This window comes from Streptomyces sp. NPDC049627 (assembly GCF_044465645.1).
Lineage (GTDB): Bacteria > Actinomycetota > Actinomycetes > Streptomycetales > Streptomycetaceae > Streptomyces.
Genome location: NZ_JBITLW010000011.1, coordinates 140499 through 162210, shown reverse-complemented (window position 1 = coordinate 162210; position 21712 = coordinate 140499). Strand labels below are relative to the sequence as shown.

At 71.9% G+C, this 21712-nt stretch carries 16 protein-coding genes; 7 read left to right on the top strand and 9 right to left on the bottom strand.

What is annotated here, in order from left to right:
• Positions 1-74: 74 nt before the first annotated feature.
• The 3 genes from ACIBU0_RS28965 to ACIBU0_RS28955 are packed head-to-tail and all read right to left on the bottom strand — an operon-like array spanning position 75 to position 3121.
• Positions 75-551 carry an NUDIX domain-containing protein gene (locus ACIBU0_RS28965; RefSeq protein ID WP_398824208.1) on the bottom strand — a complete coding sequence of 159 codons (477 nt, stop codon included), beginning with the start codon at positions 549-551 and terminating at the stop codon, positions 75-77.
• On the bottom strand, positions 548-2086 hold the full coding sequence (locus tag ACIBU0_RS28960) for an ATP-dependent DNA ligase (protein WP_398824205.1): 1539 nt from the start codon (positions 2084-2086) through the stop codon (positions 548-550). Before ACIBU0_RS28960 ends, ACIBU0_RS28965 begins: the two co-directional genes overlap by 4 nt.
• A 30-nt stretch (positions 2087-2116) precedes the next feature.
• The gene (locus ACIBU0_RS28955) at positions 2117-3121 is read right to left on the bottom strand and encodes an NAD(P)/FAD-dependent oxidoreductase (protein WP_398824202.1); all 1005 of its coding nucleotides are present in this window, start codon (positions 3119-3121) and stop codon (positions 2117-2119) included.
• 65 nt (positions 3122-3186) lie between these two features.
• Between ACIBU0_RS28955 and ACIBU0_RS28950 the strand changes: the two genes are divergently transcribed.
• The 6 genes from ACIBU0_RS28950 (at position 3187) to ACIBU0_RS28925 (ending at position 8452) form a co-directional block, all read left to right on the top strand.
• Positions 3187-3759, top strand: a complete 573-nt coding sequence (locus ACIBU0_RS28950) for a helix-turn-helix domain-containing protein (RefSeq protein ID WP_398824199.1) — start codon at positions 3187-3189, stop codon at positions 3757-3759.
• A gap of 102 nt (positions 3760-3861) precedes the next feature.
• Entirely contained in the window at positions 3862-4839 is a 978-nt protein-coding gene (locus tag ACIBU0_RS28945) for an NADPH:quinone oxidoreductase family protein (RefSeq protein WP_398824195.1), read from the top strand.
• Positions 4836-6017, top strand: a complete 1182-nt coding sequence (locus ACIBU0_RS28940; protein ID WP_398824192.1) for an acyl-CoA dehydrogenase family protein — start codon at positions 4836-4838, stop codon at positions 6015-6017. The genes ACIBU0_RS28945 and ACIBU0_RS28940 overlap by 4 nt, the downstream gene beginning before the upstream one ends.
• Positions 6014-7090 (top strand): acyl-CoA dehydrogenase family protein, encoded by a 1077-nt coding sequence (locus ACIBU0_RS28935; protein ID WP_398824189.1) that lies wholly within the window; start codon positions 6014-6016, stop codon positions 7088-7090. The genes ACIBU0_RS28940 and ACIBU0_RS28935 overlap by 4 nt, the downstream gene beginning before the upstream one ends.
• A gap of 193 nt (positions 7091-7283) precedes the next feature.
• Entirely contained in the window at positions 7284-8147 is an 864-nt protein-coding gene (locus tag ACIBU0_RS28930) for a phosphatidylinositol-specific phospholipase C/glycerophosphodiester phosphodiesterase family protein (RefSeq protein WP_398824186.1), read from the top strand.
• 110 nt (positions 8148-8257) lie between these two features.
• Complete coding sequence (locus ACIBU0_RS28925; protein ID WP_107912016.1) at positions 8258-8452, top strand: hypothetical protein; 195 nt, start codon at positions 8258-8260, stop codon at positions 8450-8452.
• A 3-nt stretch (positions 8453-8455) separates the two neighbouring features.
• Here ACIBU0_RS28925 and ACIBU0_RS28920 read toward each other — a convergent pair whose 3' ends face one another.
• Positions 8456-9745, bottom strand: coding sequence for a phosphodiester glycosidase family protein (locus ACIBU0_RS28920; RefSeq protein ID WP_398824182.1), 1290 nt, complete (start codon positions 9743-9745; stop codon positions 8456-8458).
• 76 nt (positions 9746-9821) lie between these two features.
• Positions 9822-10181, bottom strand: coding sequence for a DUF779 domain-containing protein (locus ACIBU0_RS28915; RefSeq protein WP_398824180.1), 360 nt, complete (start codon positions 10179-10181; stop codon positions 9822-9824).
• A gap of 89 nt (positions 10182-10270) precedes the next feature.
• Here ACIBU0_RS28915 and ACIBU0_RS28910 point away from each other — a divergent pair, with 89 nt between their 5' ends.
• Entirely contained in the window at positions 10271-13417 is a 3147-nt protein-coding gene (locus tag ACIBU0_RS28910; protein ID WP_398824177.1) for an ATP-binding protein, read from the top strand.
• Here the strand turns inward: ACIBU0_RS28910 and ACIBU0_RS28905 are convergent.
• The 4 genes from ACIBU0_RS28905 to ACIBU0_RS28890 form a co-directional block, all read right to left on the bottom strand.
• A complete protein-coding gene (locus ACIBU0_RS28905; RefSeq protein ID WP_398824174.1) occupies positions 13407-14627 on the bottom strand; it encodes a cytochrome P450 in 1221 nt (406 codons plus the stop codon). The two genes, ACIBU0_RS28910 and ACIBU0_RS28905, sit on opposite strands and share 11 nt — an antisense overlap.
• Before the next feature lie 29 nt (positions 14628-14656).
• Positions 14657-15457 carry an ABC transporter permease gene (locus tag ACIBU0_RS28900; RefSeq protein WP_398824171.1) on the bottom strand — a complete coding sequence of 267 codons (801 nt, stop codon included), beginning with the start codon at positions 15455-15457 and terminating at the stop codon, positions 14657-14659.
• Positions 15454-16428, bottom strand: a complete 975-nt coding sequence (locus ACIBU0_RS28895; protein ID WP_398824167.1) for an ATP-binding cassette domain-containing protein — start codon at positions 16426-16428, stop codon at positions 15454-15456. Before ACIBU0_RS28895 ends, ACIBU0_RS28900 begins: the two co-directional genes overlap by 4 nt.
• A 156-nt stretch (positions 16429-16584) precedes the next feature.
• On the bottom strand, positions 16585-21576 hold the full coding sequence (locus tag ACIBU0_RS28890) for a family 43 glycosylhydrolase (protein ID WP_398824164.1): 4992 nt from the start codon (positions 21574-21576) through the stop codon (positions 16585-16587).
• Between the last annotated feature and the right edge of the window lie 136 nt (positions 21577-21712).

Genomic DNA, 21712 nt, shown 5'->3' with positions numbered 1-21712 from the left:
CCGACCTCCTGGGAGCGGACTGTTGTTCCGACCTTCGCGCGCGGCGGCGGCGACCGCAACGCGTGTACGTCTGCTCAGGCCGAGTGCTCCGCCAGCCGGTCGAGAAACGCCGCCTGGGCCTTGACGATCACCTCCCGTGCCCGGTCGAGGCCGAGCCACTGCACCCGGTCCAGCTCGGGGAACGACTGCGTCCGCCCCGAGCGCGGGGGCCACTCCATCTCGAACGTCCCGGGGACGACCGTCGCCGGGTCGAGGTCGGCCTCGACCGCCCAGACCGTGACGATCTTGCCGCCCGACTGCTTGACCTCGCCCAGCGGTACGGCCTCCCCGTCGGGCGGTGGCAGCCCCAGCTCCTCCTGGAACTCCCGGCGGGCCGCTTCCCAGGCGGGCTCGTCGGGTGCGTACTCGCCCTTCGGGATCGTCCATGCCCCCGCGTCGCGCTTGGCGAAGAACGGGCCGCCCATGTGGCCGAGCAACACCTCCAGGCTGTCATCGGTATGGCGGAACAGGAGCAGGCCTGCGCTGCGCTTCGCGCCGGAGGAGGTCGTCACGGCTTCACCTCCGGGTGGGCGGCGAGGAGGGTCTCGACCGTGTCGGCCTCCTCGGGCCGTTTGTCCTCGCGGTAGCGGACCACGCGCGCGAAGCGGAGGGTGACACCGGCCGGGTAGCGGGTGGAGCGCTGCAGGCCGTCGTAGGCGATCTCGACGACGAGTTCGGGGCGTACGGTCACCACCCAGCCGCTGTCCTCGACGGCCAGCTCCGTCAGGCGCTCGGTCTGCCAGGCCAGCATCGCGTCGGTCATGCCCTTGAAGGTCTTGCCGAGCATCGCGAAGCCGCCGTCCGCCGTGCGGGCGCCCAGGTGGAGGTTGGACAGCTTGCCGGTGCGGCGGCCGTGGCCCCACTCGGCGGCCAGGACGACCAGGTCGAGGGTGTGCACGGGCTTGACCTTCAGCCAGGAGGCGCCGCGCCGGCCCGCGCTGTAGGGCGCGTCGAGGGCCTTCACGACGACGCCCTCATGTCCCCGCTTCAGGGTCTCGGCGAGGAAGTCCTCGGCCTGCGGGAGGTCATCCGGGCCGGACACGAGCGTGCGGCGCACCCGCATCGGCTCGGGGACCAGCCGGGCGAGTTCCGCGTGCCGCTCGGTGAACGGCAGGTCGAGCAGGTCGTGGTCGTCGACCGACAGCGCGTCGAAGAAGACGGGGGAGACGGGGACCTCCTCGGCCGCCGTCGCCACGTCCACCCGGGAGCCCACGCGGCCGGCGGTCTCCTGGAAGGAGCGGGGGCGGCCCTCCGCGTCGAAGGCGATGACCTCGCCGTCGAGGATGAACCGCTCACCCCTCAACTCCCGTGCTGTCGCGGTCAGTTCGGGGAGCCGGTCGGTGATGTCGTCGAGCGTGCGGGTGTAGATCCGTACGGCATCGCCGTCCCGGTGCACTTGTACGCGGATGCCGTCCAGCTTCTCCTCGACCGCGCACGTGCCGAGCTTGTCGACCGCTTCGGTCACCGAGGAGGCGGTGTGCGCCAGCATCGGCAGGACCGGGCGGCCGACGGTCAGCCGGAAGCGGGCGAGGGCGGCGGGGCCGTCGGCGAGCAGGGCCCCGGCCACCGTCTGGAGCGACCCGGCGAGCATCACCGCCCGGCGTACGTCCGCCGGCGGCGCCCCGGTCGCCTGGGCCAGGCCCTCCACCGCCACGGCGTCCAGCGCGCCCTGCCGCACCTCGCCGGTGATCAGCGCGATCAGGAAGCGCTGCTCGTCCTGCGTGGCCGCGCCCATCAGCTCGCCCACCATGCGGGCCCGTTCGGCCTGGGAGCCGGTGCCGGAGACCTTGCCGAGCCCGGTGAGCCGGGCGTCCACCTCGCGGACGGTGAGGGACGGCTCGGTGGCCGGGGCGACCGGGCGGCTCAGCGCCTTCCAGCCGATGCCGAGCCGCCCCTGCGGGAGGCGTCCCGCCAGATAGGGGATGACGATCGGCACGTCGTCCGCTTCGGCGTCCCGGAAGAGTTCCGCCAGCAGAGCGATCTTCCGGGACCGTGCCGAGGTCGCGGCGACGTCCTGGGACACCTGGGCCAGCCGGGTGAGCAGCATGCAGCCCATGGTGCAACGGGCTCCGCCGGTTTACACCCTGGGTGAGTGCCGAGATGGGCCGTCTGTCGTCTGCGAGTCCGTTGTGGCTGGTCGCGCAGTTCCCCGCGCCCCTTGGGGGGCTGCATCGAGGTCGGTGAAAAGCAGCTCCCCGTTGATGAAGGCCCCTGCCCGGTAGCCGCCCGCCGCCGCGTTGATGACCTGCTCCGAGAAGCCCATCGCGTTGCCGACGGCCCAGACGCCGGGTACGGACGTGAGCCCCGTCGGGTCGACCACCGGGTACGCGCCCATGGGGGTCTCCTGGAGTTCGGCGCCGAGCTTCTCCAGCAGTCCGGTCTGCGGAACCGCGCGCGGTGCGACGAACAGCACCTCGCGTGCGTGCACCGTGCCGTCGGCGAGCCGCACCCCGGTGAGCCGGTCGTCCTCGATCACCAGCTCGGCCACCTCACCGGGCACGACCTTCACCCCGGCCGCCGCGAGCCTGCGCAGGTCGTCGTCCGACAGCGACTCCTCCGCGAGCTCGTGCAGGAAGAACGTCACGTCCTTCGACCACTGGGACACCATCAGCGCCTGGTGCACGCTCATCGGGGTCGTCGCCAGCACGCCGAAGGCCTGGTCCCGCACCTCCCAGCCGTGGCAGTACGGGCAGTGCAGCACGTCCTTGCCGAAGCGCTCGGCGACGCCGGGGACGTCCGGCAGCTCGTCCTTGAGGCCGGTGGCGATGACCAGGCGCCGTGCGTGCACGTGCCGACCGCCGGCCAGGGCGACCGCGAAGCCCTCGCCGCGCTCGACGTCCACCACCCGGTCCCGGACCAGATCGACGCCGTACCGCGCGATCTCCTCCCGCCCGATCGCCAGGAACTCGGCCGGCGGCATGCCGTCCCGGGACAGATAGCCCTGCATATGGGCGGCGGGCGCGTTGCGCGGCTCACCCGCGTCGACGACCAGGGTGCGGCGCCGGGCGCGGCCCAGGACGAGCGCGGCGGACAGGCCGGCCGCGCCGCCGCCGATCACGATCACTTCGTATGTCTCGGTCATGCCGCCACGGTCACTCCGAGGGCGCGGGATTGACAAACGTCTTTGCCGATTCTGCAATGAGAGTCATGACTACCGATGACGTGCTCGCGGAGGTCGGGCCGCGGCTGCGGCGGATCCGGAAGGAGCGGGAGGTGACGCTCGCGGCGCTGTCCGAGACGACCGGCATCTCCGTGAGCACCCTGTCCCGGCTGGAGTCCGGGCTGCGCAAGCCCAGCCTGGAGCTGCTGCTGCCGATCGCTCAGGCCCATCAGGTGCCGCTGGACGAGTTGGTCGGGACGCCGCCGGTGGGCGACCCGCGGATCAGGGCCAAGCCCCTCGAGCGGCACGGACGCACCTACTGGCCGCTCACCCGGCAGCCCGGTGGCCTGCAAGCCTTCAAGGTGCTGGTGCCGCAGCGCAGGGAGGAACCCGAGCCGCGCACCCATGAGGGCTACGAGTGGCTGTACGTGCTGTCCGGGCGGCTGCGCGTCGTGCTGGGCGACCACGACGTGGTGATGACGGCAGGAGAGGCGGCGGAGTTCGACACGCGGGTGCCGCACTGGTTCGGGTCGACGGGGGAGGGGCCGGCGGAGTTCCTCAGTCTGTTCGGGCCCCAGGGGGAGCGGATGCACGTACGGGCGCGTCCCCGGAAAGCCTGACGGACGCGACTGTTCCCCGGCGGACTGTTCCCTGATCGGCAAGCGACCGCTTAGTATGCGAAGCGACCCCGGTCAGACGAAGCAGTCCCGTGGAGGCCCCGCATGCAGGCATGGCAAGTGCACCAGAACGGCGAGCCGAGTGAGGCGATGCGCCTCGAGGACGTCGAGACGCCCACGCCGGGTGACGGCCAGGTCCTGCTGAAGGTGCGTGCCGCGAACATCAACTTCCCGGACGCGCTGCTGTGCCGGGGGCAGTACCAGGTCAGGCCGCCGCTGCCGTTCACGCCGGGCGTGGAGATCTGCGGCGAGACCGAGGACGGGCGCCGCGTCCTCGCCAACCCCGCGCTGCCCTACGGCGGTTTCGCCGAGTACGCCGTCGCGGACGCCGCGGCCGTCCTGCCCGCCCCCGAGGCGCTGGACGACGCCGAGGCCGCCGCCCTGCACATCGGCTACCAGACCGGCTGGTTCGGCCTGCACCGCCGGGCCGGTCTTCAGGCCGGGGAGACCCTGCTCGTCCACGCTGCCGCAGGAGGGGTCGGCAGCGCGGCCGTGCAGCTCGGGAAGGCCGCCGGCGCCACCGTCATCGGTGTCGTCGGCGGCGCCGAGAAGGCGGCCGTCGCCCGGGAACTGGGCTGTGACGTCGTCGTCGACCGGCGGAGCGAGGACGTCATCGCCGCCGTGAAGGAGGCCACGGGCGGCCGTGGCGCCGACGTCGTCTACGACCCCGTCGGCGGCGAGGCCTACGCCCAGTCCGCCAAGGTCGTCGCCTTCGAGGGCCGGATCGTGGTCGTCGGCTTCGCGAGCGGCACGATCCCCAGCCCGGCCCTCAACCACGCCCTGGTGAAGAACTACTCGATCCTCGGCCTGCACTGGGGCCTGTACAACACCAAGAACCCGAAGCTGATCCAGCACTGCCACGAACAGCTCACCGAACTGGCCGCCCGGGGCGCCATCAAGCCGCTGGTGAGCGAGCGCGTCCCGCTGGGCGGGGCCGCGGCCGCCGTGCAGCGCGTCGCCGACGGCGTGACCACGGGCCGTGTCGCCGTGCTCCCGGGACTCACCGAAGGAGGAGCGGCATGACCGACGCCGCCGAACTGCGCCGCCGCACGGCGGAGTTGCTGGCCGCGCATCCGCCGGCCACGACCGACCGCCTGGAATTCCTCCGGGCCCGCTTCGACGCCGGTCTGGCGTGGGTCCACTACCCGGAGGGCCTCGGCGGGCTGGGTGCCCCGCGCTCCCTCCAGGCTGTCGTGGACGCCGAGCTGGAGGCGGCCGGCGCCCCCGACAACGACTCGCGCCGCAACGGCATCGGGCTCGGCATGGCCGCCCCGACGATCCTCAAGTACGGCACCGAGGAGCAGAAGCAGCGCTATCTGCGGCCCCTGTGGACCGGCGAGGAGGTCTGGTGCCAGCTGTTCAGCGAGCCCGGCGCCGGCTCCGACCTCGCCGCGCTCGGGACGCGCGCCGTCCGTGAGGGCGAGGACTGGGTGGTCAACGGGCAGAAGGTGTGGACGTCCGGCGCGCACAACTCCCGCTGGGCCATCCTCATCGCCCGCACCGACCCGAACGTGCCCAAGCACGCGGGCATCACGTACTTCCTCTGCGACATGACCGACCCCGGCGTCGAGGTCCGGCCGCTGCGCCAGATCACCGGCGAGGCCGAGTTCAACGAGGTCTTCCTCACCGATGTCCGCATCCCGGACTCGCGGCGCCTCGGCGAGATCGGCGACGGCTGGAAGGTCGCGCAGACCACGCTGAACAACGAGCGCGTCGCCATCGGCGGCATGCGGCTGCCCCGCGAGGGCGGCATGATCGGCCCGGTCTCGAAGACCTGGCGCGAACGCCCGGAGCTGCGCACCCACGACCTGCATCAGCGGCTGCTGAAGCTGTGGGTCGACGCCGAGGTGTCCCGTCTCACCGCCGAACGCCTGCGCCAGCAGCTCGTCGCCGGACAGCCCGGCCCCGAGGGCGCCGGCATGAAGCTCGCCTTCGCCCGCCTCAACCAGGAGATCAGCGGCCTGGACGTCGAACTGCGCGGCGAGGAGGGCCTGTTGTACGACGACTGGACCATGCGCCGCCCCGAGCTGGTGGACTTCACCGGCCGCGACGCCGGCTACCGCTATCTCCGTGCCAAGGGCAACAGCATCGAGGGCGGGACCAGCGAGGTCCTGCTGAACATCGTCGCCGAGCGCGTCCTGGGCCTGCCGTCCGAGCCGCGCACCGACAAGGACGTCGCGTGGAAGGACCTGGCCCGATGACCGATCTGCTCTACTCCGAGGAGGAAGAGGCCCTCCGCGCCGCCGTTCGCGATCTGCTCGCGGACCACTGCGACGCGCCGGGCGTGATCGCCCGCACCGAGTCGGACGCCCCGCACGACCGCGCGGCGTGGAAGGCGCTGACCGACGGCATGGGCCTCGCCGGCCTGCTGGTGCCCGAGGACCGGGGCGGCCAGGGCGCCACGCACCGCGAGGCCGCCGTGGTGCTGGAGGAACTGGGCCGCGCGGTCGCGCCGGTGCCGTATCTGACGAGCGCCGTCGTCGCCACCGAGGCGCTGCTGGACTGCGAGGCGGACGACCTGCTCGCGGAGCTGGCCTCCGGCCGGACCATCGGCGCCCTCGCCGTCGGGCTGCACACCGCCCCGGGCGCCGCCTTCCCGTCCGTGCGCGTCGAGAACGGCGCTCTGCAGGGTGAGCTGACCGGCATCGCGGACGCGGCCGTGGCGGACGTCCTGCTGGTTCCCGCGGAGGACGGCGCCCTGTACGCCGTGGACGCGGAGGCCGTGACCATCACGCCGCAGGTGCCCTTCGACCTGACCCGACCGCTGGCGAAGGTGACCTTCGACGGAACGCCGGGCCGCCGGCTGGGCGACGCCGAGCCCGCCGTACGACGGGCCCTGCGCGCCGGGGCCGGGCTGCTCGCCTCCGAGCAACTCGGCGTGGCCGACTGGGCGTTGACGGAGACGGTGCGCTACCTGAAGGAGCGCAAGCAGTTCAACCGGCCCGTCGGCGGCTTCCAGGCGCTCAAGCACCGGCTCGCCCAGCTCTGGCTGGAGGTCGTCAACCTCCGCGCCGCCGCCCGCAACGCCGCGGACGCGCTGGCGAGGGACGACGAGGACCTCGACGTGGCCGTGGCCGTCGCCCAGGCCTACGCGGCGCCCGTCGCCGTGCACGCCGCCGAGGAGGCGCTGCAACTGCACGCCGGTATCGGGATGACCTGGGAGCACCCGATCCATCTGTACCTGAAGCGGGCCAAGGCCGACTCGATCGCCTACGGCACGGCGGGCGCCCACCGCGAGGCACTGGCCGAACTCGTCGACCTGCGCGCTCCCTGACATACACCTGAGCGAACCGCACGGAAAGCCCGCCCGACCTGGGGCGGGCTTTTCCGTGTGCCCTGCACCGACGAAGTGAACACAGGGCGGCAGTCCGGCCAACTCGCCGCCCAGCTCTGCTGTTTCGGTCCTTCGGAATCGCATACTCACAGCGGTTCCCCAAGCCCGAACGCCCCTGTCAGGGAGGCAGAGCATGGCCCTCACCACCCGTCGCAGAGCCCTCACCACCCTCGGCGCCGCCCTCGCGGGCACCGTCGCCCTGCCCGGCACCCGCGCGCTCGCGGGCGAACACCGGCACGGCCCGCGCCCGTTGTGGCGGGCGCACGCCCACAACGACTACGAGCACCCGCGTCCCCTCTTCGACGCGCTCGACCACCGCTTCGGCAGCGTCGAGGCCGACATCTTCCTCGTCGGCGACCAACTGCTCGTCGCCCACGAGGCGTCCGAGCTCGACCCGACCCGCACCCTCGAGTCCCTCTACCTGGACCCGCTCGCCGCCCGCGTCAAGGCCAACCACGGTTCCGTGTACCGCGGATACCGCAAGCCGGTCCAACTGCTCATCGACATCAAGACCGAGGGCTCCTCGACGTACCTCGAACTCGACCGCCACCTCCGCCGCTACAAGCACCTGTTCACGACCTACGCCCACGGCCGCGTCCTCCCGGGCCCGGTCACCGCCGTGATCTCCGGCGACCGGGCCGCCCGCACGCCCATGGAGGCGCAGAGCGTGCGCCGCGCCTTCTACGACGGCCGGCTCGCCGACCTCGGCAGCGCGGCGCCCGCCTCGTTGATCTCGCTGATCAGCGACAACTGGACGCTGAACTTCACCTGGCTCGGCGACGGCCCCTTCCCCGACGCGGAGCGGCAGAAGCTGCACGGCATCGTCCGGGCGGCTCACACGCGCGGTCAGCAGGTGCGGTTCTGGGCCACCCCGGACGTGGCCGGCCCCGCGCGGGACGCACTGTGGACGGAGCTGCTCGCCGCCGGCGTGGACTACCTGAACACCGACGACCTGGCGGGCCTGGAGGCATTCCTGGACGCCCACCGGCCGGCGTAGAACCACACGTTCGGCGGACAGGTCAGCCGCCCGGACCAACCCTCCGCTACGCCACACTTGCGGCCGAACGCCGTGAACCGGGCAAGGCGGCGTGGCGGAGGAGGTTGACGATGGCCATTTCCATCTCTGTGGTGCTGCTGCTGTTCATCCTGGCGGTGATCTTCGTACGCAACGGCGGGCTGAAGATCACCCATGCGCTGGTATGTCTGCTGCTCGGCTTCTACCTGGCCAGCACCAGCATGGCGCCGACCATCAACAGCGGTCTGACGGCCACGGCGGACATCGTCAGCAGCCTGCGACCGTGACCGTCAGGGCGTCGAGAAGACTCCGATGCCGTTGGGGACGGGGCGCTCCCGCCCGTCGGACGGGTGGTTCCGTACGGAGATCTCCGACGCTTCCGGCGCGCGGGCGACCAGCGTCGACGAACCGCCGCCGTCCAGACTGAAGGCGTCCACCGAGCCCAACTCCCGCATGACCGACGCCACCTCCGCGATGGTCAGCCCCGAGCGGTACTCGCGCGCGCCGTCCAGGGCGAACAGCAGCAGGCGCCGGCCGCCGTCCGCGATGCCGACGGCCGTTCGCACCGCCGAGGTCCTGTCGTCCAGCCCGGGCAGCGGCCGCCCGTCGTCGAGCACCGGATAGCCGCCGAGGGCGAACTCGTACGGGACCCGGGACGCCGCCGCCACCAGCCGGTGCCGCACCTTCACCCTCCCCCAGCCTCCGGCCGGGGGGACCCCCATCTCGCTTCGCTCGCCCGCGAAGAACTTCCGCAGCTGCTGCGCGCCCGCCTCCCGGCCCACGAGCACGGTGGTGTCCGGGGCGATCGGCCCGCTCCCGGGGACGTCGGCGGTCGACACCACCCGGCCTCGGCGGACCGTCACCTCGTAGGTGTCGGTGCTGCACGGGGCCGCCCGGTCCGTGTCCGTGCCGCACGTCGCGCGCACCCGGGAGGCGCTGCCCCACGCCGCGGTGAACGCCCCGACGGAGCCCACCGGCAGCGCGTACTGGTTGAGCCCGCGCAACGGAAGCCGGCCCTGGGGCGTACGGACCGAGCCGACCAGGCTCAGGTCGTCCATCCGGGCCCGGCGGTCGACGCCCACGCCGATCACGTCCTCGGTGCCGGTGCCGGGCGGCAGCGCCGGTCCGAAACGCTGACCGTCGGGCACCGCGGCCTTCAGCGCCCGGCCGCCGGCGATGGCCGGTCCCACGCTCGCGCCGGTGGCCTCGACGCCCGGATGCTGGGTCTCGCTGATGTTGAAGAAGTCACCGTTCACGCCCGCGACGGCACCCTGCGCGGTGGCCAGCCGCGAGACGGTCGACCGCGCGGCCACCGCCCCCGGATGCAGCAGATCGAGTCGGACGTGCGGATTGCGCAGGTCCACGGTGAGCACGTGGGCGTGCGCCGGGCCCTTCTGTGCCGCGATGTCGAACTCCTGGTACCGCACGCCCGGCGCGATCCGGACGTCCCCCTGCGCCGCACCGGCCGGCGCCGCCCCCACCAGGGCCGCACCGGCCAGCGCGCCGAGTGCCGTGAGCAGCGTGAGGGCCGCTCTGCCTGCTCCTCTGCCTGCTCCGAACCGCTTCTGACGACGCGTCACAGTTCCCCCCTGAGGTCTCGTCAAATGTCCCAGGACTCGGGGGAAGTGCACCAGACGGCGATGACCTGCGGGGTTGCTAGCGGCCGACGACCCGCGAACGGGTGAGGAAACGCACCCCCTCGGGTGCCTCCAGCGAGAAGCCGCTGCCCCGGCCCTCGACGACGTCGACGATCAGCCGGGTGTGGCTCCACGCCTCGTACTGACTGCGCGACATCCAGAACGTCACCGGCTCCGCCACCCCCTCGACGTCCAGCTCCGCGAGCAGCACGTCCGAGTCACCCGTGCGGAACTCGCCCTCCGGGTAGCACATCGGCGCGCTGCCGTCGCAGCAGCCGCCGGACTGGTGGAACATCAGCGGGCCGTGCGTCGCGCGCAGGCGGCGCAGCAGGTCGGCGGCGGCGGGGGTGAGTTCGACGCGCGGGGTCTCCTCATACATGGGGCAAGGACAGCACGGGCAACGTTGCGAGAGCGTTGCACCCGATCTTTCCCCCCGACCTGACCACCCGCTCTGACTAACCTGCATGGGTGACCATCGAGTTGACGCTGCTGACGTCCGTCTCCCACCAGGGCGAGGAGATCACCGCGCCCCGGGTGCGCGCCCTGCTCGCGCTGCTGGCCGGGGAGTTGCGGTCCGGGTGCGGTGCCGGGCGGCTGGTCGACGGGCTGTGGCCCGACGAGCAGCCCGAGAAGCCCGCCAAGGCCCTGCAGATCCTGGTGGCGCGGGCCCGCAAGCAGCTCGGAGCCGAGGTCATCGCCAGCACCCCGGCCGGCTACCGGCTCGCCCTGCGCGAGGACCAGGTCGACGCCGCTGCCGTCCTGCTGTTCGCGGCCGCGAGCGCCGAGAAGGCACGTGCGGGGGATCACGCGGGCGCCCTCGCCGAGGCGGAGGAGGGGCTCGCGCTGTGGGACGGCGCCCCGGCCGGGGAAGCGGCACCGCTCGGCGACCCCGTCGGCGAGCTGCGCGCCGAGCGGGCCGTGACGTACCGTGCGCTGGTCCGCTCCCGTGCGCTCGCGCTGGCCCGCCTCGGCAGCCGTGAGCAGGCCCTGGACCCGCTCACCGAACTGGCCGCCCTGTATCCCCGCGACGAGGAACTGCTGCTGGAGCTGATGCGCTGCCAGACGGCCACCGCCGGTCCGGCCGCCGCCCTCGCCACGTACGACACCCACCGGCGCCGGCTGCGCGACGAGCTCGGCACCGACCCCGGGCCCGCCCTCCAGGAGCTGCACCAGGAGCTGCTGCGCGGCGAGGCACCCGTCGTCCGGCGCGGAGTGCCGCACGAACCCAACCCGCTGCTCGGCCGGGACGCCGACGTCGCCGCCGTGACCCGGCTGCTGCACAGCTCCCGCGTGACCTCGGTCGTGGGACCCGGCGGGCTCGGCAAGACACGGCTCGCGAGCGCGGTCGCCCGGGACGCCGAGCACCGCGTCGTGCACCTCGTGCCGCTCGCCGGCGTCCGTCACGACGCCGACGTCACCGCGGAGGTCGCCTCCGCGCTGGGCGTCGGCGACAGTCCGCGCCTCGGCGCCCAGGGTGACGTGATCACCGGCATCGTGGGCGCGCTGGGCGCCGGGTCCGCGCTGCTCGTCCTGGACAACTGCGAGCAGGTCGTCCAAGGCGTCGCCGACCTCGTACAGGCGCTCGTCTCACGGACGAGGGACCTGCGCGTCCTCACCACCAGCCGCGCCCCGCTCGGCCTCTCCTCCGAGACCGTCTACCCCTTGCCCGAGCTGGACCTCACCACCACCGTCGAGCTGTTCGAGCAGCGCGCCCGCGCCGCCCGCCCCGACGCCGACCTGCCGGCCGGCACCGTGACCGCCCTGTGCCGCCGCCTCGACGGACTGCCCCTCGCCACCGAACTCGCCGCCGCCCGGGTACGAGTGATGTCGGTGCCGGAGATCGCCGGCCGTCTCGAAGACCGGTTCGCCCTGCTGCGAGGTGGCCCCCGGGACGCGCCGCAACGCCACCGCACCCTGCACGCCGTCGTCGACTGGAGCTGGAACCTCCTCGACGAGGAAGGGCAGTCCGCCCTGCGTGCCCTGTCCGTCCTCCCCGCGGGCTTCACCACCGAGGCCGCGGAGCACCTCGTCGGCGGCCTCGACGTGCTGGGGACCCTGGAGGACCTCGTCGACCAGTCATTGCTCAAGGTGGCCGACACGCCGTACGGCAGCCGCTTCCGGATGCTGGAGACGGTACGGGAGTTCGCCGCCGCCCACCGGGAGCGGGCCGGCGAGGACGCGGCCGTCACGGAGCGGTTCCTGCGCTGGGCGCGGGAGTTCGGCGTCGCCCACCACGACGCCCCGTTCGGCCCCGACGCCTTCACCTCCTGGCACCTGGTCCGCGCCGAGCAGGACAACCTCCTCCAGGCGCTGCGGCTCGCCCTCGCCCACGAGGATCCGGACACCGTCGCCCCGGTCACCGCCGTGCTGGGCAGCCTGTGGAGCACCGAGGCCGGCGCCCACTACGCCCGGCTGGCGGCACTGGCCGAGGACACCGCGGTCCTGCTCTCGCACTACCGGCCCGGCCCCGAGTACGTCGAACCGGCCCGCACCGCCACCGCACTGCTGACCGCCAACGCCCTCCTCGGTATCGGCCCCGGCCCCCTGCGCACCCTCGTGGCGCTGCGCCGGCTGCCGCCCGCCCCGCCGGACACCCTGCTCCGCGCCATGGCGACGGTGCTCAGCGCCCTGCCCGAGGCACTCGCGCCCGGCGGCCGTGGCGTCCTCGACGCGCTGTGCGCCGACGACGCACCGCTCGTCGCCTGCATCGCCAGCGGCGTCGCCGGCTATGTGTGGGAGTACGACCAGCAGCCGGACCTCGCCTACGCCGCCGCCCGCCGGATGCTCGACACGGCCGGTGACGGCAACGGCCCGCTGCTGCGGATCTGGCCGGGGGCGCGGTTCGCCGAACTCTGCCTCCAGCTGGAGCGCGGCGCGGAGGCGATCGGCCCCATGCTGGACGCGCTCGCGGCCCTGGAGGAGTCGGGCGAGTGGACCGACTCGATCGGCCTGCGCTGGGGGGTCATGCTGGCCCACCTCCAGGCCGGCGACCTCGACGCGGCGGAACACTGGCTGGAGCAGGCGCTGCGCCACCAGCCGGAGGGCGCCGCGTCCGACCCCTTCACCCCCGACCTGGGCGCTCGCGCGGAGATGGCCCTCGCGCGCGGCGATGTCGAGACGGGCCTGGGGCTGTGGCGCAGGGCCCTGGACCGGATGGAACACGGCGTGAGCCCTGCCCCCGGCGGCGAGGAACTGATGGCGACCTGGCTGCCGGAACTCCAGGCGGTCGCCGTCATCGCGCACGCCCGGCACGGCCGTACGGACGTCGTCGAACGCCATCTCGCCGCCTTCCCCGGCCGCCTCACGACCCTGCTGAACCGCTCCTCGGCCGTCTCGCCGACGGAGTTCCCGCTGTGCGGCGCGCTGCTGCTGGCGCTCGGCACGGCCGATCTGGCGAAGGGGGACAAGGGCGGCGTACGGCTGATCGCGCTCGCCGAGCGGCTGAGGTTCCTGCGGACCTTCCAGCCGACGATGTCCTCCGCACGCGCCCGGGAGGCCGCCGAGCACGCCGACAGGGCGGCCTACGAGGACGCGGTCTCCACTTACGCCGCCCTGGACATGGAGGGGCTGCGTGAGACGGCCCTCGCCGTGGCGCGGGACAGGCTCACAGCCTGACCGGCAGGCCCAGCAGATGGAAACCGTCGCCGGGCCAGTGCCCGAACCGCACGTCGGCACGGTCCACGGCCAACTCCGGTGCCGCGGGCCGTCGTACGAGAAGCTCCTCGAACACCACGCCCGTCACCAGACGGCCGAGGGCCGCGCCGATGCAGTAGTGCGGCCCGTGCCCGAAGGCCAGGTGGCCGTCGCCCCGGCCGAACTCCCGGGTGATGTCGAGGCGTTCGGGGGCCTCGTACGCCGCCGGGTCGTGATCGGCGCCGAACAGGGCGACCGTCACCGCCTCGCCCTTGCGCAGCCGCGTACCGGCGAACACGAAGTCCTCGGTGGCGTACAGCGTCGCCCCCATGCGGACCAGCGTGACGTACCGCAGGAGTTCGGGGACCGCGCGGCCGAGCAGCTCCGGTTCGGCGCGCAGCCGCCGGAGTTGGTCCGGGTGGTCCAGCAGGGCGAGCACGGCGTGGGCGAGGAACAGGGCCGGTGGGGTGATGCCGGTGTTGATGAGCAGGAAGAAGACGGTGACGATCTCGTCGTCGGTCATGCCGCCGTCCGCGAGGAGCGCCGACACCAGGTCGTCGGCCGGTGCGGTACGGCGCCGGGCGACGAGGTCCTTCGTGTACTCGACGATTCCGCCGAGCCCTTCGAGGACGCGGCTGCCGTCGCCGTACGCGAAGTCCCGGATCCACCCGCACACCCTGTCCTGGTCGGCCGCGTCCACGCCGACCAGCGCGCAGATCACGGCGGTGCTGAGCGGGTAGGCGAACTCGCCCAGCAGATCGGCCTGTTCGCGCGCGGCGAGGGTCTCGATGAGCTCGCGCGCCGTCTTCTCCACGAAGGGGCGCAGCGCGGCCACCCGGCGGGCGGTGAAGGCTCGGGTGAGAGGGCTGCGGCGGCGCATGTGCTCATCGCCGTCGAAGAGGGCCAGGTGCCCGGACAGGTACCGGGCGTACTCGGGCGGGAGGCCGTCCATGCCCTGCGCCAGCAACTCGGCCTGCGGGTCGGGCATGTCGGAGCCGGCGATCGACGACCGGTCCCGGACCAGGCGCGGCTCGCTCAGCGCGGCCTTCACGTCCTCGTACCGGGTGACCAGCCGTACCGGGGTGTCCAGGCCGGGCAGGACGACATGGCCGAGGCCGGGGCGGGAGCGGAGATCGGCGTAGGCGCCGACGGGATTCTCGACGAGCTCGGGGGTGAGGTGCACGGCGGTCATGGCAACTGCCCTTCTTTCGGTGGGGGTGTTCAGTGGATGTCGCGGTCGAACAGGCGCAGCGACCACACGAAGCCGAGGACCGCGATGCCCACGCACCACGCCACGGCCATCCAGCCGTCGTGGCCGATGCCCGTGCCGGTCAGCAGTCCGCGCTCGGTCTCGATGACCGTGGTGAACGGCTGGTACTCGGCGAACCAGCGGATCCAGGACGGCATCGAGTCGACCGGTACGAAGGTGCTGCTGACGAAGGGCAGCAGGAACGAGATGGGCAGGGGGGCGTTGCTGGCGCCCTCCGGCGTCTTGCTGATCAGGCCCAGGGCGACGGAGAACCAGGTCAGGGCGAGGACGAACAGGACGAGCAGTCCGCAGGCCGCCAGCCACTCCACAGGGCTCGCGCCGGGACGGAAACCGATGGCGAGGGCGACGGAGATCACCAGGGTCAGGGTGATCAACGTCTGGATGACGCTGCCGACGACATGGCCGACCAGGATCGACGCCCGGGAGATCGCCATCGTGCGGAAACGGGCGACGATGCCCTCGGTCATGTCCGTGCACACGGCGACCGCCGTCGGCACGGCTCCCACACCGGCGGTCATCAGCAGGATGCCGGGGACGAGGTAGGCGAGGTAGGCGGTGCGGTCGCCGCCCTGCCCGATGCCCGCGCCCAGCGCGGAGCCGAAGACGTACACGAACAGAAGCAGCAGGAAGACGGGGATGAGCGCGACCTGGAGCGTCATCGAGGGGTAGCGGCGCGCGTGCAGGAGGTTGCGCCGCAGCATGGTGAGCGAGTCGCGCACGTGCGGGGTGGCGGGCTGGACGGCGGTGGTCATCGGCTCTGCACCTTTTCCTGCTCGGGGCGGCCGGTGACCGCGAAGAAGACGTCGTCGAGGTCGGGGGTGTGGACGGTGAGGGAGTCGACGGCCACGGAGTGCCCGTCGAGGAGGTCCAGCAGGGCGCGCAGGGTGTGGACGCTGCCGTCGCCCGGGACCTGGAGGGTGAGCGCCTCGTCGTCGCACACACCCACGTCCAACAGGGCGGCGGCGCGGGCGAGCTCGGTCGGATCCGGGAAGCGGAGCCGCACATGGCCCCCGGGGACCAGCCGCTTCAGCTCGTCCGGTGTGCCCTCGGCGACGATCCGGCCCCCGTTCAGCACCGCGATGCGGTCGGCGAGCTGGTCGGCCTCCTCCAGATACTGCGTGGTCAGGAAGACCGTGACCCCGCCGGCGACGAGATCGCGGACGATCTGCCACACGGCGTGCCGGGAACGCGGGTCGAGACCCGTCGTCGGTTCGTCGAGGAAGATCACCTCGGGGGAGCCGACCAGCGTCATCGCGATGTCGAGGCGCCGCCGCATGCCGCCGGAGTAGGTGGAGGCGGGCTTCTTCGCGGCGTCCACCAGGTCGAAGCGCTCCAGGAGTTCGGCGGTGACGCGCCTGCCCTCGCGGCGGTCCAGATGGTGCAGGTCCGCCATCAGCGCCATGTTCTCCTCGCCGGTGATCAGGTTGTCCACGGCGGAGAACTGGCCGGTGACGCCGATCGCTGCCCGCACGGACTGCGGCTCGGCGGCCAGGTCGTGTCCGGCGACGCGGGCGGTGCCGCCGTCGGCGCGGATCAGGGTGGAGAGGATCTGGACGGTGGTGGTCTTGCCGGCTCCGTTCGGACCGAGCAGCGAGAAGATCGTGCCGCGCGGCACCCGCAGGTCGATGCCGTCGAGGACGACCTTCTCGCCGTACGCCTTGCGCAGCCCCGCCGCCTCGATGGCCGGGAGCGTCCGATCGGTGTGCTGCCGTGGTGAGTTCATGCCCCAGAGCGTGCGGGGCGCCGGCTTTGCCGCGGTTTCAGAGCGGTTTCAGGGTCGGTGCGCGGCCGGAACCGACGGCGGCCGAGTGATGGTGCGGACACGCGCGTGCCCTGGGCCGGTCCGCGATCACGGCACCGGTCCAGGGCACGCGGGTGTTCATCGCCAGTCGGTGCCGATCCTGACGGCGCCCGTCGTCTTCGCGCCGGTGACGTTGTCGTGGACGATCTCACCGGTGGACTTCTTCCAGATCCGGATACGGAAGGTGTCCGGGCCGTCGGTGACGGTGATGCGGAAACCGTAGCCGCTGTTTCCGTCGACCGTGCCCGAGCCCTGGTAGACGGCCTTGGTGCCGCTGACCACGAGCCAGTCGGAGCCGGTGGAGCGGAGCTTCAGCTTCGCCGCGCCGAAGTCGAAGGTCGCCTTCCCCAGCGGAACGGTGGCGTCCTTCGGGTAGGCGGCCGCGAAGGTGAAGGCCGCCCTGCCGGTCAGTCCGGGCTTGGCCGGGTAGGCGCCGGCCGGTGAGGTGATCAGGCCGACGCCGAGCGCGGGGCCGGCGGAGCGGTCGTAGACGATCAGCTCGGGGAGGGTGGTGCCGTCCGAGCCGCCGTCGTTGTCGGTGACGGTGATGACCGGACGGCGGATGTCGGCCTTGGTGTAGGTGTGTTCGGCCCGGCAGGTGGTGCCGTCGACCGTCCCGGCCGTGGGCTCGGTGCCGTCCTTCCAGTCGATCCGGCAGGTGTGGGTGTCACCGACGTCGGCGTCCCGGAACTCGGCCGTCACGGTGATGCGACGGCCGACCGACACGGGGGACGTCGGGCCGATGGCGGAGGTGATCGCCGGCTTCCTGTTGACGATCGGGTCGATGCTCGTCAGGGTCGGGGCGACCTTCTTGATGAGGCCGTCGGAGTCGAACTCCAGCTTGTCGATGGTGGTTTCGCGGTGGGTGCCGTCACCGCCCGGGATGGCGAACCGGTGGTAGGCGATGTACCACTCGTCGGTCTTCGGGACGTGGACCACCGAATGGTGGCCGGGCCCCTTGATGCCGAGGGAGAGGTCCTTCTCCAGGATCACGCCGTGCTTGGTCCACGGGCCGGTGGGGGAGGAGCCGGTGGCGTAGGCGACGCGGTAGTTCTCGTCGCGGGTGTCGTTCTCCGACCACATCAAGTAGTAGGTGCCCTTGCGCTTGATGACGAAGGAGCCCTCGTTGTAGCCGCTCGGGGTGATGTCCTTGACCTTCGACGTGTCGATCGAGGAGATGTCGGCGTTCAGGGGCGCCACGTACGCGTGCCCGTTGCCCCAGTACAGATACGACTGGCCGTCGTCGTCCGTGAACACCGCCGGGTCGATCATCTGGCCGCTGTACTGGCCCGCCTTGAGCAGCGGCTTGCCCAGCGCGTCCTTGAACGGTCCGGTCGGCGAGTCGGACACCGCGACCCCGATGTTCGCGTCGGCGCAGAAGTAGAAGTAGTACCTGCCGTCCTTCTCGGCGATCGTCGGCGCCCAGGCCCTGCTGTCCGCCCACGAGACGTCCGGCCCGAGGTCGAGGACGACGCCGTGGTCCGTCCAGTGGACCAGGTCCTTCGAGGAATATGCCTTGAACTGCGTGCCGCTCCAGCCCTCGAAGCCGTCGGTCGTCGGGTAGATGTAGAAGGTGTCGCCGAAGCGGACGATGTTCGGGTCGGCGTTGAGCCCCGGCAGCACCGGGCTCTTCATGATGAGCGCCGAGACCGTCCAGGTGCGCTTCGTCCCGTCCGAGCCCGTCACCTCGTACGTCACCGGCTTGCTGAAGTCCTGCACGCTGCCGGACGCGGGGCTGATCGCCGCGCCGTGGGCGAGGGCGAACTCCGGGGCCAGCGCGGTGAGATCGGTCCCTTCCTTCATCGGCAGCGTGATCCTGCTGTCGGCGTTGTCGACGATCGCGTCGACCTTCAGCGCGGGGTGGGTCGCCTTCGCGATGCCCGCGGTGTTGCCGCTGAGCTCCATGACCTCGGCGGCTGTGAGGGCCCGGTCGTAGATGCGGAAGTCGTCGACCTCGCCGCCGAAGTACGGGTCGGCCGAGTACAGGGACCGGCCGATGTAGCCGGTGTGGTCCTTGTTGGCGTCATACAGCTCGGACGGCTTGATGGTGGTCGTGGTGCGGGCGGCCTCGATGCCGTCGACGTACAGGACCATCGTGCCGGTCGAGCCGTCGAGGGTGACGGTGACGTGCCGCCACTCGCCCGGCGTGAGCTGCGAGCCCGCCGTCAGTTTCGACTCGGCGGACCAACTCGCCTTGGTGATGGCCGAGTAGAGGCTGGAGCCGCCGTTGGAGGGCGTGGCGAACAGGTACTTGTTGCTGTCGGGGCCGAGGCCGAACAGCCACTGGAAGTTGTCGCCGCCCTTCCACTTGGCGTACGTCGACACGGTGATGCTGTCGGTGCTCTTCAGCACGCCGTTCGGGATACGGACGTACGGCGAGGTGGTCGAGGAGCTCGAACCGCCGGACATCCTGAACGAGCCGCCCTCGACCCCGGTGCCGAAGTCGGGCGTGCGGACGTACGTGCCGTGGTAACCGTGCCCGCTGGAGTCGCGGACGATGTTGCCGCCGCTCTCGTCGAAGCCGTAGTGCAGGAGCAGGTCGGCGGGGACGTCGGGGCCTTCCTCCGACACGGTGACCTGGGCCTGGACGGGTATGGCGGCGCCGTCGGGCAGGCTGCCCGTCACGGTGAAGGTACCGGCCTGCGCGTACTGGGACTCCGGGACGTCCTCCCACGTGACGGCGACGGGCCGCTTGACGCCGTCGGCGTACTCGGCGATCACGGTGGCCGGCAGGACCGGCGCCTCACCGATGCGCGTCTTCACCGCGACGTCCTCGACGCTCTCCACGAGCTGGTCCGGCTGGTAGGCCCGCAGCAGGCGGTCGTACTCGGCCTGGGTGACCGGGAGGACCGTGCCGTGGCGGGGCTTGGCGGGCAGGTCGTAGCCGGTGGCCGGGGTCCAGGTGCCGGAGGCGAGGTCGGTTGTCTCGAAGGGGATGTAGCCGCGGCCGCCGAACTCGTCGAGGAACGCGTACCACTTCTCCTCGGTGTTCGACTTGAACACCAGCGGCCCCTCGGCGGCGTTCATCGCGCCCTTGCCGATGCCCTCGGCGACCGCGTCCCAGGACAGGTTCAGGAGCGAGTCGCTCTTCTCCTCGAAGATGAACTTGCTGTTGGGCGTGGAGGAGGTGTTGTTCCGCTCGTCCTTGGAGAGGCGGAAGTAGGTGCCGTCGCGCTGGATCACCGTGGAGTCGATGACCGAGTAGCCGCGGTCGATCCAGATCTTGGGCTCGCTGAAGGTGTAGAAGTCGCGGGTGGTCGCGTACATCATGCGGTTGTACGTGTCGCCGGAGTGCGCGTCGTTGTCGTAGAGCTTCGACGCCCAGAAGACGACGTACTCGCCGAGCTTCGCGTCGTAGAACGCCTCAGGCGCCCAGGTGTTGCCCGCGCTGTCGGGAGAGACCTTCACCAGCCGCTGGTTCGTCCAGTGCACCAGGTCGGTGGACTCCCAGACCATGATGGACTTGCTGCCGGTGCGCTGGGCGGCGTCCCAGTCGCCGTTGCCGTAGATCCTGAGGTCGGTGGCGATCTGGTAGAACTTGTCGCCCTCGGGGGAGCGGATGATGAACGGGTCGCGCAGACCCTTCTCACCGAGCGTGGAGGTCAGGACGGGCCGGCCGTCGTTCAACTCCCGCCAGTGCAGCGGGTCGTTGCCCTTGCTGAGAGCGGCGTACAGCTGCTCGCCGTCTGCTGTGCCCTCGCCGGTGAAGTAGCTGAACATGTAGCCCTTGAGGGCTGCCTTCGCGGGGAGTTCGGGGACCTTCGCCGTGAAGGGCCGGGTCGTCTTCGCCGCGCCCTTGGTGACGGTGGCGGTCAGGTCGACCGTGGTGGCGCCGTCGCCGTGCGCGGGGCGGTGGACCACACCGTCGGCGGAGACCACGTCCGGGTCGGCCGAGGACCAGCTGACGTCCGTGCCGTAGTCGCCTTGGACGGGGAGCGTGAGGTTGCCGCGTACGTCGTCGAGGTTGTGGACGGTGAGGGCCTCGGCGGCCTGCTCGGTGGCGGTCTTGTCGTCGAAGGCGGGCAGGACCGTGACGTCGAAGCTCTTGGTGTCGGTCACGGTGCCCTTCCTCAGGGTCGCCGTGAGCGTGGCGTGGCCGGCCGGTTCGCCGGCGGCGGGGCGCGTCACCTTGCCGCTGTCGGACACCACGGACGTGTTGTCGCTGGCCCAGCCGATGGTGGAGCCGCCGGCCGTGCCGGTCTCGGGCAGGTCCAGGTCGGCGGTGACGCCGCCGGTGTCGCCGAGGCTGAGGGCCGCCTTGTCGTCGGCGACGCCCTGCGTGGCCACGGGGAGCGAGAGCTGCTCGACCTCGGAGCCGGTCAGCGCCCGGTCGTAGACCCGGAAGTCGCGGATACGGCCCTTGAAGAGCCTGTCGCCGGAGTAGACGGACTTGCCGATGTAGTTGGCGGTGGTGGTGCCGGAGCCGATCGCGCCGGGGGTGATGGTGACCGACGTGTTGCGGCCGACCTCCACGCCGTCCTCGTACAGGACCCCTGTGGTGCCGGTCTGCGTGTACGTGAGGTGCTTCCACACCGCGCGGGTCAGGTTGTGGGAGTCGGCGGGCTTGGTGGTCTGCTCCGTCGACCAGTTGCCGGTCGCTATGGAGGTGCGGAAGGAGTTGCCGGTGGTGAACAGGTAGCCGTTGCCGTTGCCGCCGCTGGAGTTGCCGAAGCCGTAGACGAAGTACGGAGTGGCCTGCGCGGAGTCGATCAGCAGGTCCATCGAGACGCTGATCGCGTCCATGCCCTTCATGACGTCGTTCGGCACCTTGATGTAGGTGTCCGAGCCGTTGAAGGAGAGCCCCTGGCCGGTGGCCGACCAGTCGGCGGTGCCGTTCACCGTGCCGTCCCGGCCGTGGCCGGAGGCGTCGGCCACGGTGCTGCCGGAGGCGGCGTCGAGCTTGTACCAGAGGGCCAGACCGTCGGTGATCTCCGCTGGGCCGGCCGTCTCCGCCGCCTGTACGGGGACGGCGGGTGCGGCGAGGCCCAGGAACAGCGACGCGGCGGCCAGGCAGGCGAGGCGGCCCGCCCGGCGTCTCGCGCGGCTGCGGACGCGTGCGATGTACGGCATATGAGGGTTTCCCTGCTGAGGCATGGCGGGGCCTCGGCCGTGGGCACCCTGCCGTTTCGGCTGTGTGACGTCGTCGTGTTGCGAGAGTGTCAGCCGGGGTGTGGGGCAGCGTCAAGAGGTTTCGAACGATGTCCGA

What these genes read in the sequence shown, in the direction of transcription:
- ACIBU0_RS28905 (WP_398824174.1), bottom strand. Translation starts at nt 14,627, where the DNA reads ATGACCGCCGTGCACCTCACCCCCGAGCTCGTCGAGAATCCCGTCGGC.
- ACIBU0_RS28950 (WP_398824199.1), top strand. Translation starts at nt 3,187, where the DNA reads ATGACTACCGATGACGTGCTCGCGGAGGTCGGGCCGCGGCTGCGGCGG.
- ACIBU0_RS28890 (WP_398824164.1), bottom strand. Translation starts at nt 21,576, where the DNA reads ATGCCGTACATCGCACGCGTCCGCAGCCGCGCGAGACGCCGGGCGGGC.
- ACIBU0_RS28925 (WP_107912016.1), top strand. Translation starts at nt 8,258, where the DNA reads ATGGCCATTTCCATCTCTGTGGTGCTGCTGCTGTTCATCCTGGCGGTG.
- ACIBU0_RS28895 (WP_398824167.1), bottom strand. Translation starts at nt 16,428, where the DNA reads ATGAACTCACCACGGCAGCACACCGATCGGACGCTCCCGGCCATCGAG.
- ACIBU0_RS28915 (WP_398824180.1), bottom strand. Translation starts at nt 10,181, where the DNA reads ATGTATGAGGAGACCCCGCGCGTCGAACTCACCCCCGCCGCCGCCGAC.
- ACIBU0_RS28940 (WP_398824192.1), top strand. Translation starts at nt 4,836, where the DNA reads ATGACCGACGCCGCCGAACTGCGCCGCCGCACGGCGGAGTTGCTGGCC.
- ACIBU0_RS28960 (WP_398824205.1), bottom strand. Translation starts at nt 2,086, where the DNA reads ATGCTGCTCACCCGGCTGGCCCAGGTGTCCCAGGACGTCGCCGCGACC.
- ACIBU0_RS28900 (WP_398824171.1), bottom strand. Translation starts at nt 15,457, where the DNA reads ATGACCACCGCCGTCCAGCCCGCCACCCCGCACGTGCGCGACTCGCTC.
- ACIBU0_RS28930 (WP_398824186.1), top strand. Translation starts at nt 7,284, where the DNA reads ATGGCCCTCACCACCCGTCGCAGAGCCCTCACCACCCTCGGCGCCGCC.
- ACIBU0_RS28945 (WP_398824195.1), top strand. Translation starts at nt 3,862, where the DNA reads ATGCAGGCATGGCAAGTGCACCAGAACGGCGAGCCGAGTGAGGCGATG.
- ACIBU0_RS28955 (WP_398824202.1), bottom strand. Translation starts at nt 3,121, where the DNA reads ATGACCGAGACATACGAAGTGATCGTGATCGGCGGCGGCGCGGCCGGC.
- ACIBU0_RS28935 (WP_398824189.1), top strand. Translation starts at nt 6,014, where the DNA reads ATGACCGATCTGCTCTACTCCGAGGAGGAAGAGGCCCTCCGCGCCGCC.